The organism is Burkholderia anthinoferrum (assembly GCF_002925705.1).
GTDB classification, from domain to species: domain Bacteria; phylum Pseudomonadota; class Gammaproteobacteria; order Burkholderiales; family Burkholderiaceae; genus Burkholderia; species Burkholderia semiarida.
Genome location: NZ_LFZP01000006.1, coordinates 16,155 through 31,082, shown reverse-complemented (window position 1 = coordinate 31,082; position 14,928 = coordinate 16,155). Strand labels below are relative to the sequence as shown.

Genomic DNA, 14,928 nt, shown 5'->3' with positions numbered 1-14,928 from the left:
CGCGCCACTCCACGGATTCTCCAACATGACGACACCCGCTTCATTCGATTCCCTGCCCGACTCCGCGCGACGCGTCGCGCTGCTGCTGCGCGAGCGCGGCCATGCGAAAGGCATCGTGATGCTCGCCGAAACCGGCAAGACGTCGGCCGAGGCCGCGGCCGGGCTCGGCTGCTCGGTCGCGCAGATCGCGAAGTCGATCCTGTTTCGCCGGCAGGCCGACGACGCGCCCGTGCTCGTCGTCGCGAGCGGCGTCAACCGCGTCGACGAAAGGAAGGTCGCCGCGCAAGTCGGCCCGGTTGGCCGCGCCGATGCGAAGTTCGTGCGCGACAACACCGGCTACGCGATCGGCGGCGTCTGCCCGATCGGCCATCTGGTCGAACCCGTCACGCTGATCGACGCCGACCTGCTCGCGCTCGACAGCCTGTGGGCCGCCGCCGGCCATCCGCACGCGGTGTTCAACCTGTCGCCGCACGAGCTCGTGTCGCTGACAGGCGCGCCCGTCGCGGACGTCGCGTTGCGGGAGCCCGCATGAGCGACGCGACGATGCCGGTCGCGACGGTCGCGTCGCCGTGCACCGACGTCTGCCGGATCGATCCGCGCACCGACTGGTGCGCGGGCTGCCTGCGCACGCGCGGCGAGATCAAGGGATGGCGTACGTCGGACGACGACGCGAGACGCGCGCTGCTCGCGCAGCTCGACGCGCGGCGGCGCCTGATCGCGGGCAGCGAGACATAAAAAAAAGCCGTTCAGCCTCACGGGCGAACGGCGTCGAGATCGGAATCCTGTGAACGTGATCAACGTCACAGCCCGCATCATACGAGCGACGCGGCCGCATCGCATCGGGTGTTTCCCTACAACTTCCTGCCGCGCTTTTCGCGGCTGCACGCGACGCCCTCTCGCGCGCAATCGCCGTTCCCGACACGCGCAGTCGGCGCGCCGCGGCGCGACCGCGCAGCCGCGCCGAATCGTCCGACCGTATCAGTTACCGACCGCCTCGCGACGCGCGGGCACGATGCGCCAGCCGAGGTTCACGCCGGCCGCCGCGAGCAGGATCAGCAGCGCGCCGAACATCTGCGTCCACGCGAGCGTCTGCCCGAACGCGATGCGATCGACGGCGATCGCGACGACCGGATAGACGAACGACAGCGCGCCCGTCATCGCGGTCGGCAGCTTCTGCACCGCGCCGTACAGCAACACGTACATCAGCCCCGTGTTGACGATGCCGAGCACGATCAGGTCGGCCCATTGCCCGGCCGTCGCCGGCAACGTGTCGAAGTGCGCGAACGGCGCGAGCAGCACGATGCCGAGGCCGACCTGCAGCAGCGCGAGCAGATGCGGCGGCGTGCCCTTCAGGTGCTTCGTGATGATCGACGAGATCGCATACAGGAACGCCGCGCCGAGCGACAGCGCGACGCCTTCCAGATATGCGCCGGGCACCGCGAGCACGGCCGGCTCGACGCGCACCACGAACACGAGCCCCGCGAACGCGAGCACGAGCCACGCGACCGTCGACGCGGTGATCCGCTCGCGGAACACGATCGCGCCGAGCGCGACCAGCATGAACGGCTGCGTGTTGTAGACGGCGGTCGCCATCGAGATCGACGCACGCGAATAGGCGGCGAAAAGCAGCAGCCAGTTCGCGACGATCGCGAGGCTGCCGAGCGTCACGAGCACGAGCATCCGCGGCGAGAACAGCGAGCGGCGCAGGAAGCCGAACGCCGCGCAGACGATCGCGAGCGTCGCCGTGCCGAATACGCAGCGGAAGAACACGACATTGGTCAGCGGCTGCTGCGACGACATCACGAGCCAGCCGATCGTGCCGGACATCAGCATCGCGACGATCATCTCGGCGGCGCCGCGGCGAATTTCATTCGTGGCCATCATGGATTCCGTTGAAGAGAGGGGACGACTTCGATTCTAGAAACTTGCCTTCGCCACAACCACGGCTAAACTGAAGCGAATCAGCCGATTCACCTTCGAAACCAAAGCGATCATGCCGAAACGCCTTTCCCCGCCCGCCGTCGCGTCGCTCGACGCGACCGACCGCGCGATCGTCGCCGCGCTGGCCGACGACGCACGCATCGCGACCAGCGAACTCGCCCGGCAGATCGGTCTGTCGGCGCCCGCCACCGCCGACCGCGTGCGGCGGCTCGAGGCGCAAGGCGTGATCGCCGCATTCACCGTCGAGCTCGACCCGCGCGCGCTCGGCTATACGCTGCAGGCGATCGTCCGCGTGAAGCCGCTGCCGGGCCAGTTGCATCTGGTCGAGGAGTTGCTGCGGCGGATTCCGGAATTCGTCGAATGCGACAAGGTCACCGGCGACGACTGCTTCATCTGCCGGCTCTACCTGCGCACGATCGAGCACCTCGACGACATCCTCTCGAAGGTGACGGAGCGCGCGGAGACGAGCACCGCGATCGTGAAATCGACGCCCGTGCCGCGCCGCCTGCCGCCGCTCGTCGAAGACGACCACGCGCGCCGCTAAGCCGCTGGCGGCGCACACCGCCGAGCCGCTGGCGGCGCAGACCGCCGAGCCGCTGGCGGCGCACACCACTGAACCGCGGGCGGCACGCCCGCACGCACCGTCACGCGGCTGGGTCGCGCGCCTCGAAGAACGCGAGCAGTTCGTCGATCAGCGCGGCCGGCGCCTCTTCCGCAATGTAGTGCCCGCAGTCGAGCGCGCGGCCGCTGACGTCGCGCGCGACGCGCCGCCATTCGTCGAGCGGATCGAAGCAGCGGCCGACGACCCCGTGCTCGCCCCACAGCACGCGCAGTGGGCACGCGACCTTGTTGCCGCGTTCGAGGTCCGCACGGTCGTGCTCGAGATCGATCGTCGCCGACGCGCGGTAGTCCTCGCACATCGCATGCACGGCGCCCGGCTGCGCGAGCGCCGCCCGGTACGCGTCGAGCGCCTCGGGCGCGAACGGCGCCAGCCCGGCCGAGCGGTTGCCCATCACGCGTTCGATGTACGCATCGGTGTGCGCGCCGATCAGCGTCTCGGGCAGCGGCTCGGGCTGGATCAGGAAGAACCAGTGGAAATACGCGGTCGCGAACGCGCGATCGGTTTTCTCGTACATCGCGAGCGTCGGCGCGATGTCGAGCAGCATCATCCGCTCGACGGCATCCGCGTGATCGAGCGCGAGCCGGTGCGCGACCCGCGCGCCGCGATCGTGCGCGCACACGTGGAAATGCTCGAAGCCGAAATGCCGCATCACGGCGACCTGGTCCGCCGCCATCGCCCGTTTCGAATACGGCGCGTGCCGCGCGTCGCTCGGCGGTCGGCCCGATGCGCCGTAGCCGCGCAGGTCGGTGGCGATCACCGTGAAGTGATTCGCGAGCGTCGCGGCAACGCGATGCCAGATCATGTGGGTCTGCGGATGGCCGTGCAGCAACAGCAGCGGCGGCCCTGCGCCTCCTTTGACACCGAAGATGTCGGTGTCCTGCACCGTCACGCGAAACGATGCAAACGCGTCAAACGACATGGTTTGTTTCTCGTTGGTTTGTTATGGCGGCTATTTTAAAAGTGCCGGCGCGTCTTCACAGCGAGGTCACCACCCGAAACCGTAGAAAGAGAACACTCACTCGATTGCCGGCCTACCGCGCCTTTTGCTAAGCTCGCGTAGAATCGCACGACCGTTCGTATTAATATGCCCGAATGCGTTCCGCGGCTACACTCGAAGCACCGTTCGACCGCCACGCCCCCCGGAGACTGGAGACATCACATGGCATTGCCCACCGTCCTGCAGAACCTGACGCTCCCCGTCATCGCGTCGCCGATGTTCATCGTCAGCTACCCCGAACTCGTGCTCGCGCAATGCAAGGCGGGCATCGTCGGTTCGTTCCCCGCGCTCAATGCGCGCCCGGCCGAACTGCTCGACGAGTGGCTCACGCAAATCCAGTCGGAACTCGCCGAGCACAAGGCGAAACATCCCGACGCGGTGATCGGCCCGATCGCGGTCAACCAGATCGTCCACCAGTCGAATGCACGGCTCGAGCACGACGTGCGCGTGTGCGTCGAGCACAAGGTGCCGATCTTCATCACGAGCCTGCGCGCACCGGCGCGCGAGATCGTCGACGCGGTGCACGGCTACGGCGGCATCGTGCTGCACGACGTGATCAACCTGCGCCACGCGCAGAAGGCGCTCGAAGCGGGCGTCGACGGGCTGATCCTCGTCGCGGCCGGCGCCGGCGGCCACGCGGGCACGACATCGCCGTTCGCGCTGGTCGGCGAAGTCCGCAAGATCTTCGACGGCCCGATCGTGCTGTCCGGCTCGATCGCGAACGGCGGCTCGATCCTTGCCGCGCAGGCGATGGGCGCCGACTTCGCGTACATGGGCACGCGCTTCATCGCGACGCAGGAAGCGCACGCGATCGACGACTACAAGCACGCGATCCTGAACGCGAAATCGTCGGACATCATCTACACGAACCTCTTCACGGGCGTGCACGGCAACTACATCCGCGAGAGCATCGAGAAGGCCGGCCTCGATCCGGACGCGCTGCCGGAATCCGACAAGACCAAGATGAATTTCGGCAGCGACAAGACCAAGGCGTGGAAGGACATCTGGGGCGCCGGCCAGGGCGTCGGCCTGATGGACGATCTGCCGAGCGTGGCTGCGCTCGTCGAGCGGCTCAAGCGCGAGTACGACGACGCGAAGGCGCGGCTCGGCATCCCGCGCTGACGGATGCGGCGGCCGTGGTGGCCGCCATCGGCCGCCATCGGCGCGAGATCGTCGCCCCAACGAAAAAAGCGCGAACCGCAGCGGTTCGCGCTTTTTTATTGCCCCGCCGCGGCGGAACGACGCGGCTCAGCTCGCGCGCTTCATCCGCGTGATCGGCAGCACGCGCAGGCGCGATTCGATCGACGGGCACAGCGACTGCCCTTCGAAACGCGCGGCGAGGAAGTCGACGAACGAGCGCACCTTCGCGGACACGTGGCGACGGCTCGCGTACACCGCATAGATCGGCGCCTCGTGCGGCGGCACCGAATCGAGCAGCACCGGCACGAGCCGGCCCGCTTCGATGTCGTCGCCGACCACTTCGGTGCCGAGCAGCGCGATGCCCGCGCCGGCGAGCACGGCCGCGCGCAGCCCTTCGAGATGGTTCACGATCAGGTTGCCGTTCAGGCTCACGCGCGACGCGGCGGCCGCGTCGATCACCAGCGAATCGAGCATCGTCGAATTCGAATCGCGCCGCAGGTAGTTGTGATTCGCGAGATCGGCGATCGTCCGGGGCGTGCCGTGCTTCTCCAGATACGCAGGCGACGCGACCAGCAGGATGTGCGCGGTCGCGATCTGGCGCGCGACCAGCGACGACGATTTCAATCCGTTCGGCGCCGCGCGCACCGCGACGTCGTAGCCTTCCTCGATCAGGTCGACCACGCGATCGGACAGCGTCATGTCGACGGTCACGTCCGGGAACCGGCCCGCATAATCGGTGACGGCCTGCATCACGTGCCGCAGCCCGAACGCGGACAGCGACGTCACGCGCAGCCGGCCCTGCGGCACCACGCTCGCGGCGCCGACGGCCTGCCCGGCTTCGTCGAGTTCGGACAGCGCCTGCACGAGGCGCTCGTAGTATTCGCGTCCCGCCTCGGTCGGCGCGACGCGTCGTGTCGTGCGATGCAGCAGCCGGGCGCCGAGCTGCTGCTCGAGGTGCATCACGTGCTTGCTCGCCATCGCCGCCGACATCTGCATGCGCTCCGCCGCGCCGACGAAGCTGCCCACTTCGACGACGTAGCGAAACACATTCATGCTGACGAGGGTATCCATCGAACTAGCTCGCAATCCCGGGAAATCGACCAATTACGAGATAGGGTAACAAAGGCGGGGAAACAGAAAGGTCAAGAAAGGCAAAACGGCGCCGCGGGTGGCGGCGCCGCTTCGGACTGAAAATGACGGGCAGGAAAACATGCAGCCGAAACGCGCGATTGACGCGCGGCCGGCGCACCGATCGCGCGTGCGCGTCAGAACTTCGCGCGGATGCCCGCGCCGAACGTGTTGCCGGTCGACAGGCCGCTGATGTGGTCGTTCATGTAGGCCGCGTAGACGTCGGTGCGCTTGGACAGCGGATAGTCGTAGCCGACGGCCCAGGTCTGGCGCGTCTGGTCGAGGCCGCCCGCGTCGCGCGAGTACGCATACGACGCCATCGCGTTGCCCACGCCGATCGGCACCGACACGCCGCCCTGCGCGGTGTTCACGTGCCAGCTGCCCGCGACCTGGTCGTTCTTCGTATACATGTACTGGCCGAACAGCTTCACGAGCTTCAGGTCGTAGGTGGCGCCGACCAGCGCGATGCCCTGGCTCTTCATGCCGGTCACGAGCGCGCTCAGGTCCTGCGGGCCGTTGTTGAAGTTCACGTACTGATACACGGCGGTCGCCGCGAACGGGCCGTTCGCGTAGTTGAACTGCGCGCTCCACTTCTTCGAACGGTTGTCGCCGGCCTGGTTGCCGAGCGCGTACATCGCGCCGAAGTTCAGGCCCCCGAACGAAGGCGACGTGTAACCCAGCGCGTTGTTCCAGCCCGAATCGCCCACCGCGCCCTGATCGCTCGGATAGGTCGGGAACGTGCCGAGGCCGAGGAACACGTGATACACCATCGGCGAGAAGGTGTACGAGTCGTAGAACGGGTTGAACAGGATCGTCGACAGGAACAGGTGCGTCGTCAGGCGGCCCGCCGTCACCGTGCCGTACGGCGAGCTGATGCCGACGTATGCGTTGCGCGCGAAGAACGTGTCGCCCTGGAAGCGGCCGTACTGGCCGTTCTGCGCACGGAAGAAGCTCTCCAGCGTGAAGATCGCCTTGTAGCCGCTGCCGAGATCCTCGGCGCCGTGCAGGCCCCAGTACGACGTCGACATGCCGCCGCCCGACACGTTCCACGCGCGATCGCCGCCCGGGAACTTGGTGGCGCCGACCCATTCGTCAACCTGCCCGTAGAGCGAGACGCTCGACTGCGCATGGACGGGTGCGGCAGCCGCCACGCAGGCGGCTGCGGCGATCAGCTTGACGGACGTGCGCGACGCACGGCGGGCGAATGCTTTCATGGGATCTCCAGGTTTTGTCGAATAGTCGATAAGTGGCGCGAGCGTTGTTGTATGGAGCCGAGTGCTTGCGTCGTATGGGGCGCAGCCATCTTTACGGATCATTCGTCCGGTCAAAATTGCGCACGCTTATTGCGGGTATAGCGTCGGCATTAACTTCGCGGCAGGTATCCATGGCCGCACGCACGGCGGCGGCCCGGCACGAACGCGGTCGCACGGGCGGGCGGCGGCGCGGCATGGCGTGCCGGGCGCGAAAGATAGCGCAATGCGGCGGGAAAATCAGCGGGAATCTGCGCGCGACTGTGGCGAATTCGCATCAGCCGGCAAGGGGACGAGCGCCGGGGCGCTCAGTTTCGGTAGAACGGGGAGAAAAACGGCGAGTGCGCAGGCTCTTCCTGCGAGCGGGGCGGCGGCATCGGGCGGCCGCCGCGCTCCTCGTTGTAGCGCGCGACGTCGGCGCGGATCGAGCCGGCTCGCAGCGGGACGTTGCCGCCGCCCGGCGGGCGCGGCATCTGGCGGACTTCGGCGTTGATCGGCCGATACGGGCTTTGCGCGGCGTAATGGCCGTACGACGGTGTCGGGCGCAGCCCCCAGCGGGAGCCGGCGCCGCTCACGCCGCCGGGACGCACGCCGGCAGACGGCGGCACGCGACGCCACACCGGCGCGCCGCCGGCGGGCTGACCGTACGCGCGCATGTCGCCGCCGCCGAAGCCGTGGCTGCCGAACCCGTGACCGCCGTGGGGAGGCTGGGCGAGCGCGAGCGGCATCAGCAGCGTGCCGAGCACGCCTGCCACCCATCGTCCGATCTTCCGTTTCACCCGTTCCGTCATCGTTCCGTGCCCATCGACGCCCGCCGCCGGCTCCTTTCGGCCGACCCAAGGCTTTCAGCAGTAATTTATGAGCGGGGGGAAAGCGTGTCGAGCCAAAAAGTGTTATGTCGCCGGCATCGGTGTAACACCATGTTACTGCTAGGTTTTTTCACTTCCGGGCGCGATCGCGACGGAACGTTCTTCCGCGGTTTTGGCGGCGGGCGGCCCTGGACGGCGGCCACCGTTGCATGCCATCGATTCATCAATCGATTCGCACAATGAATTTGTGTAGTGAATCGTCAACCGGGACAATAACGCCATCCGCGCGCGCGACGCGCGCCTTCGTCGTTTCCGAATCGAGTTCCCGATGGCCCGTCCCCGTTTTCTTCCCGACAACTTCACGCTCGCGCTCGTCGGCACCGTCGTGCTCGCGAGCCTCGTGCCGTGCCGCGGCCCGGCCGCCCATGCGTTCAACTGGGCGACCAACATCGCCGTCGGCCTGCTGTTTTTCCTGCATGGCGCCAAACTGTCGCGCGAAGCCGTCGTCGCGGGCGCGACGCACTGGCGGCTGCACGCGCTCGTGCTGCTCAGCACGTTCGCGCTGTTCCCGCTGCTCGGCCTCGCGCTGAAACCCGTGCTGCAGCCGCTCGTCACGCCGACGCTGTACGCGGGCGTGCTGTTCCTCTGCACGCTGCCGTCGACGGTCCAGTCGTCGATCGCGTTCACGTCGATCGCGAAGGGCAACGTGCCGGCCGCCGTGTGCGCGGCCTCCGCGTCGAGCCTGCTCGGGATCTTCGTCACACCGGCGCTCGTCGGGCTGATGATCACGTCGCAGTCGGCCGCGGCCGCGTCGCCGTGGAGCACCGTCGGCAGCATCGTGATGCAACTGCTCGTGCCGTTCATCGCCGGCCAGTTGCTGCGGCCCGTGATCGGCGGCTGGATCGACCGCAATCGCGGCGTGCTGCGCTTCGTCGACCAGGGCTCGATCCTGCTGGTCGTCTACGTCGCGTTCAGCGAGGCCGTCAACGAGGGGCTGTGGCACCAGATTCCGCCGCGCGCGCTCGGCGGCCTGCTCGTCGTCAACCTCGTGCTGCTCGCGATCGCGCTGCTGCTGACCGCGTTCGTCAGCAAGCGGCTCGGCTTCAACCGTGCCGACCAGATCACGATCATCTTCTGCGGATCGAAGAAGAGCCTCGCGGCCGGCGTGCCGATGGCGAAGGTGATCTTCTCGGCGAACGCGGTCGGCGCGATCGTGCTGCCGCTGATGCTGTTTCACCAGATCCAGCTGATGGCGTGCGCGGCGCTCGCGCAGCGCTGGGGCGCGCGCGACACGAGCGGCGAGCACGACGAGCGCGCCGCGACGGCCGCATCCGGCGCGCTGAGCGCGGGCAAGCGCTGACGCGTCCGGGGGCGCGATGGCCGCCGCGGGCGGCTTTCCGCTTTCCGCTTTCCGCTCATCGCCCCCCGTTTTCGGTCCCTCGCCACTTCCGGCCACGCGCCGATGCGCATCCGGCGCGATGCACCGGCAACGCCGGTCATGTCACGAAATCTTCATTCAATTCTCCGCGCGCGATGCCGTTAAGCCGGACGTCCCGTCGATTCGGCTGCCCTCGCCCATGCCCGCGCCCCACTCCGGTTCCGCCGCCACCCGCACCTCGCGCCTGATCGCGGATCGCGCGCTCGCCGCCGTCTTCCAGCCGATCGTCGACCTCGGGTCGGGGACGGTCGTCGGTTACGAAGGGCTGATCCGCGGCCCGCGCGGCACCGACCTCGAGCCGCCCGCCGCGCTGTTCGCGCAGGCCGCGCGCGAAGGCGAAACCATCGCGCTCGAACGGGCGGCCGCGCTCGCCTGCCTCGACGCGTTCGCGGCGCTCGGCTGCGACGGCAAGCTGTTCCTCAATTTCAGCGCGGGCACCATCCTCACGCTCGCCAGCGAACGCGAGCGCGCATGCCAGTTCCTCGGCCGCGCGCACATCGGCGCCGAACGCATCGTGATCGAGCTCACCGAGCAGAACGCGATTCCCGATCTCGCGGACATCGGGCCGGCGGTCGCGTCGCTGCGCGACGCCGGCATCCAGTTCGCGCTCGACGACTACGGCACCGCGAACGCGAGCATGAACCTGTGGCTGCGCCTGCACCCGGACCTCGTGAAGATCGACCGCTTCTTCATTCACGACATCGCGCGCGACCCGCTCAAGTTCGAGGCCGTGAAGGCGATGCAGCACTTCGCGCAGGCGAGCGGCGCGAAGCTGATCGCGGAAGGCATCGAGAACGAATGCGACCTGATCGTCGTGCGCGACATGGGCATCTGCTGCGTGCAGGGCTTCCTGCTCGGCCGGCCGAACGCGCAGCCGTCGCGGGTGGTCGCGCCGGCCGCGCGCGACGCGATCCGCGCGCCGCACATCGCGGTGTTTCCCGGCATGACGCGCGCGGTGCGGCCGGCCGGCACGATCGCCGGGAAGATGCTCGTGCCCGCCCCGGCGCTGCCGCGCGACGCGACCAGCAACGACGTGCTCGACCTGTTCAACCGGATGCCCGACCTGCACGCGGTCGCGCTCGTCGAGCGCGGGCGGCCCGTCGCGCTCGTCAATCGTCGCGGCTTCATCGACCGTTTCGCGCTGCCGTATCACCGCGAGGTGTTCGGGAAGAAGCCGTGCCTGCAGTTCGCGAACGATGCGCCGCTGATGATCGACAACGCGACGACCTTCGAGCAACTCGCGCTGCTGCTCGCGAGCCACGACCAGCGCTATCTCGCGGACGGCTTCGTGATCACCGAACACGGCCGCTATGTCGGGCTCGGCACCGGCGAGAGCCTGGTGCGCACGGTGACCGAAATGCGCATCGAGGCCGCGCGCTACGCGAATCCGCTGACCTTCCTGCCCGGCAACATCCCGATCAGCGCGCACATCGACCGCCTGCTCCAGCGCGACGCCGGCTTTCATGCGTGCTACGTCGACCTGAACCAGTTCAAGCCGTTCAACGACCAGTACGGCTACTGGCAAGGCGACGAAGTGCTGAAGTTCGCCGCGACCGTGCTGGCCGGCGTATGCGACCCGCAGCGCGACTTTCTCGGCCATGTCGGCGGCGACGATTTCCTGGTGCTGTTCCAGCGCGACGACTGGCGCGAGCGCGCCGCCGACGCGATCGCGCGCTTCAACGACGGCGCGCGGCTCTTCTACACGCAGGCCGACCGGCAGGCGGGCGGGCTGCATGGCGAGGACCGCCACGGCAACCCGGCGTTCTTCGGCTTCGTGACGATGGCGATCGGCGCGGTGGGCGTGCCGGCCGGCGCGCACGGCGCGAAACGCTACGGCAGCGACGAGATCGCGTCGGTCGCCGCGCTCGCGAAGCGGCGGGCGAAGCAGCAGCCGGACGGGCTCGCGGTCGTCGATCTCGATGCCGGCCGCGCCGCGCTGCGGCATCGCGGCGAACCGCCGGCCGTGGCGGTGGCGGCCGGCTGAACGACGGACGGTCGCCCGCGACGCACGGAAAACCGGCGCACCATGCGAGGGGGCCGATGCCCGGCCGCTGCAACGTTCGGCTGTCGCGCAACGGCCTCTCATCGTCATCGGTCACGGCCACGGCGCCTCCACGCTCGCACGGGCGCGCGGTCCGACTGCCCATTTTGCGGCGCTGCGTCGGCACCGCCGGACACCCGCACGCCCACCTTGCCTTTTTCGCGTTTTGTTTAGTATTTTTAGTAACGGCGTTTTCGCAGATTAGCGCTTAAAAATCCGCTATTTGCGGGTATTCCCCGGTTATCCGGCCCGAATTCCGCGATACGTTTTACTATACAATCGCCTCCACCCTAAACAAACCGGACCCCGAACGATGGGTACGACCATTCGCGATGTGGCGCGGGCGGCTGAGGTTTCGATCGGCACCGTCTCCCGCGCGCTGAAAAACCAGCCCGGCCTGTCCGAAGCCACGCGCGCGCGCATCGTCGGGATCGCGCAGCAGCTCGGCTACGATCCCGCCCAGCTGCGGCCGCGCATCCGCCGGCTCACGTTCCTGCTGCACCGGCAGCACAACCGCTTTCCCGCGAGCCCGTTCTTCTCGCACGTGCTGCACGGCGTCGAGGACGCGTGCCGCGAGCGCGGCATCGTCCCGACGCTGCTCACGGTCGGCCCGAACGACGACGTGCTGCGCCAGATGCGCCCGCACGCGCCCGACGCGATCGCGGTCGCCGGCTTCATCGAGCCCGAGACGATCGAGGCGCTCGCCGCCACCGGCCGGCCGCTCGTGCTGATCGACCTGTGGGCGCCCGGGCTGCGCTCGGTCAACATCGACAACGCGACCGGCGCGGCACTCGCGATGCGCCACCTGCTCGCCACCGGCCGCTCGCGGATCGCCTTCATCGGCGGCTCGGCCGCGCACTACAGCATCGCGCAGCGCGCGATCGGCTATCGGCGCGCGTTCTTCGAAGCCGGGCGGCTGTTCGATCCCGCGTACGAAGTGACGATCGACGCCGGGCTCGACCCCGACACGGGCGCCGCGCGTGCGATGGAGCAACTGCTCGACGCGCCGGGCCCGCGGCCCGAAGCCGTGTTCGCGTACAACGACGCAGCCGCGCTGGCCGCGCAGCGCGTGTGCATCGCGCGCGGGCTGCGGATTCCGGACGACATCGCGATCGTCGGCTTCGACGACATCCCGGCCGCCGCGCACGCGAGCCCGCCGCTCACGACGCTCGCGGTCGACAAGGAAGCGCTGGGCCGCCGCGGCGTCGAGCTGCTGCTCGCCGAAGCGCCCGAGCGCACCGAGATTTCCCTGCCCGTCGAGCTGATCGTGCGGGCCAGCAGCCAGCCCGCCGGCTCCCCGGCACTCGATACCGCCACGGTCCAAGAATCATGAACATGCCTCCGGTCCAACCCCGCGCCGCCGCGCCGGCCGGCCACGCGCCAGCCGCACCGTTCGTCGCGAGCTTCCGCGATCCGTCGTTCCTGCTGTCGCACGTCGAAGACACGCTGCGCTTCTACGCGGCCAACGCATTCGACCCGACGGGCGGCTTCTACCACTACTTCCGCGACGACGGCAGCATCTACAACCGCACGTCGCGCCATCTCGTCAGCAGTTGCCGGTTCGTCTTCAACTACGCGATGGCGTACCGGCATTTCGGCGATCCGCGCCACCTGGAATACGCGCGCCACGGGCTGCGCTTCCTGCGCGACGCGCACTGGGACGACGCGCTGCAGGGCTACGACTGGGAGCTCGACTGGCGCGACGGCGCGAAGCGCGCGACGCTCGACGGCACGCGCCACTGCTACGGCCTCGCGTTCGTGCTGCTCGCGGCCGCCCACGCGACGATGGCCGGCATCGACGAAGCGCGCCCGCTGATCGCGGCCACCTACGAGCTCGCCGAGCACCGCTTCTGGGATGCGGCCGCGGGCCTCTATGCGGACGACGCGACGCCGAACTGGAACGTATCGACGTATCGCGGCCAGAACGCGAACATGCACATGACGGAAGCGCTGCTCGCCGCCTACGAGGCGACCGGCCACCTCACGTACCTCGATCGCGCGGAAAAGCTCGCCACCCACATCACGCAGCGCCAGGCCGCGCTGTCGGGCGGGCTCGTGTGGGAGCACTACCATGCGGACTGGTCGGTCGACTGGGACTACAACAAGGAAGACAGCTCGAACATCTTCCGCCCGTGGGGCTTCCAGCCCGGGCACCAGACCGAATGGGCGAAGCTGCTGCTGATCCTCGAGCGGCACCGCCCGCTCGACTGGCTCGTGCCGCGCGCGACCGAGCTGTTCGACGCGGCGCTCACGCACGCATGGGACGCCGATCACGGCGGCCTCTGCTACGGCTTCGGCCCGGACTTCACGATCTGCGACCACAACAAGTATTTCTGGGTGCAGGCGGAGACCTTCGCGGCGGCCGCGATGCTCGGCGCGCGCACCGGCAGCGAGCGTTTCTGGGACTGGTACGACGAGATCTGGCGCTACAGCTGGGCGCACTTCGTCGATCACCGCTACGGCGCGTGGTACCGGATCCTCACCTGCGACAACCGCAAGTACAGCGACGAGAAGAGCCCGGCCGGCAAGACCGACTATCACACGATGGGCGCCTGCTACGACGTGCTCGCGACCCTCGCGCGCGCGCAACGCAGCGAGCCGACGCAATGAGCGGCGGCACGTTTCCGGCTTTCGTGTCGGCGGGCGACATCCTGACCGACATGGTGCGCGCGGGCGACGCGCAGTGGACGTCGGTGCCGGGCGGCGCCGGCTGGAACGTCGCGCGCGCGGTCGCGCGGCTCGGCGTGCCGAGCGCGCTCGCCGGCGCGATCGGCGAAGACTGCTTCTCCGACGTGCTGTGGCGCGCGAGCGAAGCGGCCGGCCTCGACCTGCGCTTCCTGCAGCGCGTCGCGCGGCCGCCGCTGCTCGCGATCGTCCACGAGACGCGCCCGCCCGCGTACTTCTTCATCGGCGAAGCGAGCGCCGATCTCGCGTTCGATCCGGCACGGCTGCCGGCCGGCTGGACCGATCATGTGAAATGGGCGCATTTCGGCTGCATCAGCCTCGTGCGCGAACCGCTCGCGAGCACGCTGGCCGCGCTCGCGGCCGACCTGCATGCGCGCGGCGTGAAGATCAGCTTCGACCCGAACGTGCGGAACCTGATGACGGCCGCGTACCGGCCGACGCTGGAGAAGATGGCCGCCCTCGCCGACCTGATCAAGGTGTCCGACGAAGACCTGCGGCACCTGTTCGGCGGCGATGGCCCCGACGCGATCGCGGCGGTGCGCGCGCTGAACCCGCGGGCGGCCGTGCTCGTCACGCGCGGCGCGCAGGCGGCCACGCTCCATGCGGACGGCGACGTGCACGAAGCCAGCCCGCCGCGCGTCGAGGTGGCCGACACCGTCGGCGCGGGCGACGCGTCGATCGGCGGCCTGCTGTTCAGCCTGATGGCCGCGCCGCGGCGCGGCTGGCGCGAGCATCTCGCGTTCGCGGTGGCGGCCGGCGCCGCCGCGTGCCGGCATACGGGCGCGCACGCCCCGGCGCTCGACGAGGTCGTCGCGCTGCTTGAAGGGTGAAGGCACGCTGAAAAGGCGAAGAAGGAACGGTGGCCGGCCGCCGATCG

The 14,928-nt window shown here is 68.9% G+C and carries 14 protein-coding genes; 9 read left to right on the top strand and 5 right to left on the bottom strand.

All coding sequences use genetic code 11. From position 1 onward, the window contains the following. Window positions 1-25: 25 nt before the first annotated feature. Window positions 26-532: a YbaK/EbsC family protein gene (locus C5F75_RS02700; protein ID WP_059641268.1), complete on the top strand. Its 507-nt coding sequence runs from the start codon at window positions 26-28 to the stop codon at window positions 530-532. Continuing rightward, entirely contained in the window at window positions 529-735 is a 207-nt protein-coding gene (locus C5F75_RS02695; protein ID WP_060317100.1) for a DUF1289 domain-containing protein, read from the top strand. The genes C5F75_RS02700 and C5F75_RS02695 overlap by 4 nt, the downstream gene beginning before the upstream one ends. 243 nt (window positions 736-978) lie before the next feature. Here the strand turns inward: C5F75_RS02695 and C5F75_RS02690 are convergent, their stop codons facing one another. Continuing rightward, window positions 979-1,881, bottom strand: coding sequence for a DMT family transporter (locus C5F75_RS02690; RefSeq protein WP_059576451.1), 903 nt, complete (start codon window positions 1,879-1,881; stop codon window positions 979-981). A gap of 112 nt (window positions 1,882-1,993) precedes the next feature. Here C5F75_RS02690 and C5F75_RS02685 point away from each other — a divergent pair, with 112 nt between their 5' ends. Continuing rightward, on the top strand, window positions 1,994-2,485 hold the full coding sequence (locus tag C5F75_RS02685) for an Lrp/AsnC family transcriptional regulator (RefSeq protein ID WP_059576448.1): 492 nt from the start codon (window positions 1,994-1,996) through the stop codon (window positions 2,483-2,485). Between the two features lie 100 nt (window positions 2,486-2,585). Here C5F75_RS02685 and C5F75_RS02680 read toward each other — a convergent pair whose 3' ends face one another. Next, the gene (locus C5F75_RS02680) at window positions 2,586-3,482 is read right to left on the bottom strand and encodes an alpha/beta fold hydrolase (RefSeq protein ID WP_060966569.1); all 897 of its coding nucleotides are present in this window, start codon (window positions 3,480-3,482) and stop codon (window positions 2,586-2,588) included. Between the two features lie 240 nt (window positions 3,483-3,722). Between C5F75_RS02680 and C5F75_RS02675 the strand changes: the two genes are divergently transcribed. Then, complete coding sequence (locus C5F75_RS02675; protein ID WP_059576442.1) at window positions 3,723-4,682, top strand: NAD(P)H-dependent flavin oxidoreductase; 960 nt, start codon at window positions 3,723-3,725, stop codon at window positions 4,680-4,682. A 126-nt stretch (window positions 4,683-4,808) separates the two neighbouring features. Here the strand turns inward: C5F75_RS02675 and C5F75_RS02670 are convergent, their stop codons facing one another. The 3 genes from C5F75_RS02670 to C5F75_RS02660 form a co-directional block, all read right to left on the bottom strand. Next, entirely contained in the window at window positions 4,809-5,771 is a 963-nt protein-coding gene (locus tag C5F75_RS02670; protein WP_104011835.1) for a LysR family transcriptional regulator, read from the bottom strand. A 194-nt stretch (window positions 5,772-5,965) separates the two neighbouring features. Continuing rightward, window positions 5,966-7,042 (bottom strand): porin, encoded by a 1,077-nt coding sequence (locus C5F75_RS02665; protein WP_059641258.1) that lies wholly within the window; start codon window positions 7,040-7,042, stop codon window positions 5,966-5,968. Between the two features lie 344 nt (window positions 7,043-7,386). Then, a complete protein-coding gene (locus tag C5F75_RS02660) occupies window positions 7,387-7,869 on the bottom strand; it encodes a hypothetical protein (RefSeq protein ID WP_060317111.1) in 483 nt (160 codons plus the stop codon). Window positions 7,870-8,215: 346 nt separating this feature from the next. On the opposite strand from C5F75_RS02660, the gene C5F75_RS02655 reads away from it, so the two are divergent. The 5 genes from C5F75_RS02655 to C5F75_RS02635 all read left to right on the top strand — a co-directional run bounded on the left by C5F75_RS02655 (window position 8,216) and on the right by C5F75_RS02635 (window position 14,881). After that, window positions 8,216-9,247: a bile acid:sodium symporter family protein gene (locus C5F75_RS02655; RefSeq protein WP_104011834.1), complete on the top strand. Its 1,032-nt coding sequence runs from the start codon at window positions 8,216-8,218 to the stop codon at window positions 9,245-9,247. Window positions 9,248-9,464: 217 nt separating this feature from the next. Further along, window positions 9,465-11,309, top strand: a complete 1,845-nt coding sequence (locus tag C5F75_RS02650) for an EAL domain-containing protein (RefSeq protein WP_060010414.1) — start codon at window positions 9,465-9,467, stop codon at window positions 11,307-11,309. A 370-nt stretch (window positions 11,310-11,679) separates the two neighbouring features. Then, entirely contained in the window at window positions 11,680-12,699 is a 1,020-nt protein-coding gene (locus tag C5F75_RS02645) for a LacI family DNA-binding transcriptional regulator (protein WP_059576424.1), read from the top strand. Beyond that, on the top strand, window positions 12,696-13,976 hold the full coding sequence (locus tag C5F75_RS02640; protein ID WP_059576421.1) for an AGE family epimerase/isomerase: 1,281 nt from the start codon (window positions 12,696-12,698) through the stop codon (window positions 13,974-13,976). Before C5F75_RS02645 ends, C5F75_RS02640 begins: the two co-directional genes overlap by 4 nt. Continuing rightward, complete coding sequence (locus tag C5F75_RS02635; RefSeq protein WP_059576418.1) at window positions 13,973-14,881, top strand: carbohydrate kinase family protein; 909 nt, start codon at window positions 13,973-13,975, stop codon at window positions 14,879-14,881. The genes C5F75_RS02640 and C5F75_RS02635 overlap by 4 nt, the downstream gene beginning before the upstream one ends. Window positions 14,882-14,928: the final 47 nt, after the last annotated feature.

Bases quoted from the DNA above. Each gene is read 5' to 3' on its own strand.
- C5F75_RS02700 (WP_059641268.1), top strand. From the start codon at position 26: ATGACGACACCCGCTTCATTCGATTCCCTGCCCGACTCCGCGCGACGC.
- C5F75_RS02695 (WP_060317100.1), top strand. From the start codon at position 529: ATGAGCGACGCGACGATGCCGGTCGCGACGGTCGCGTCGCCGTGCACC.
- C5F75_RS02690 (WP_059576451.1), bottom strand. From the start codon at position 1,881: ATGGCCACGAATGAAATTCGCCGCGGCGCCGCCGAGATGATCGTCGCG.
- C5F75_RS02685 (WP_059576448.1), top strand. From the start codon at position 1,994: ATGCCGAAACGCCTTTCCCCGCCCGCCGTCGCGTCGCTCGACGCGACC.
- C5F75_RS02680 (WP_060966569.1), bottom strand. From the start codon at position 3,482: ATGTCGTTTGACGCGTTTGCATCGTTTCGCGTGACGGTGCAGGACACC.
- C5F75_RS02675 (WP_059576442.1), top strand. From the start codon at position 3,723: ATGGCATTGCCCACCGTCCTGCAGAACCTGACGCTCCCCGTCATCGCG.
- C5F75_RS02670 (WP_104011835.1), bottom strand. From the start codon at position 5,771: ATGGATACCCTCGTCAGCATGAATGTGTTTCGCTACGTCGTCGAAGTG.
- C5F75_RS02665 (WP_059641258.1), bottom strand. From the start codon at position 7,042: ATGAAAGCATTCGCCCGCCGTGCGTCGCGCACGTCCGTCAAGCTGATC.
- C5F75_RS02660 (WP_060317111.1), bottom strand. From the start codon at position 7,869: ATGACGGAACGGGTGAAACGGAAGATCGGACGATGGGTGGCAGGCGTG.
- C5F75_RS02655 (WP_104011834.1), top strand. From the start codon at position 8,216: ATGGCCCGTCCCCGTTTTCTTCCCGACAACTTCACGCTCGCGCTCGTC.
- C5F75_RS02650 (WP_060010414.1), top strand. From the start codon at position 9,465: ATGCCCGCGCCCCACTCCGGTTCCGCCGCCACCCGCACCTCGCGCCTG.
- C5F75_RS02645 (WP_059576424.1), top strand. From the start codon at position 11,680: ATGGGTACGACCATTCGCGATGTGGCGCGGGCGGCTGAGGTTTCGATC.
- C5F75_RS02640 (WP_059576421.1), top strand. From the start codon at position 12,696: ATGAACATGCCTCCGGTCCAACCCCGCGCCGCCGCGCCGGCCGGCCAC.
- C5F75_RS02635 (WP_059576418.1), top strand. From the start codon at position 13,973: ATGAGCGGCGGCACGTTTCCGGCTTTCGTGTCGGCGGGCGACATCCTG.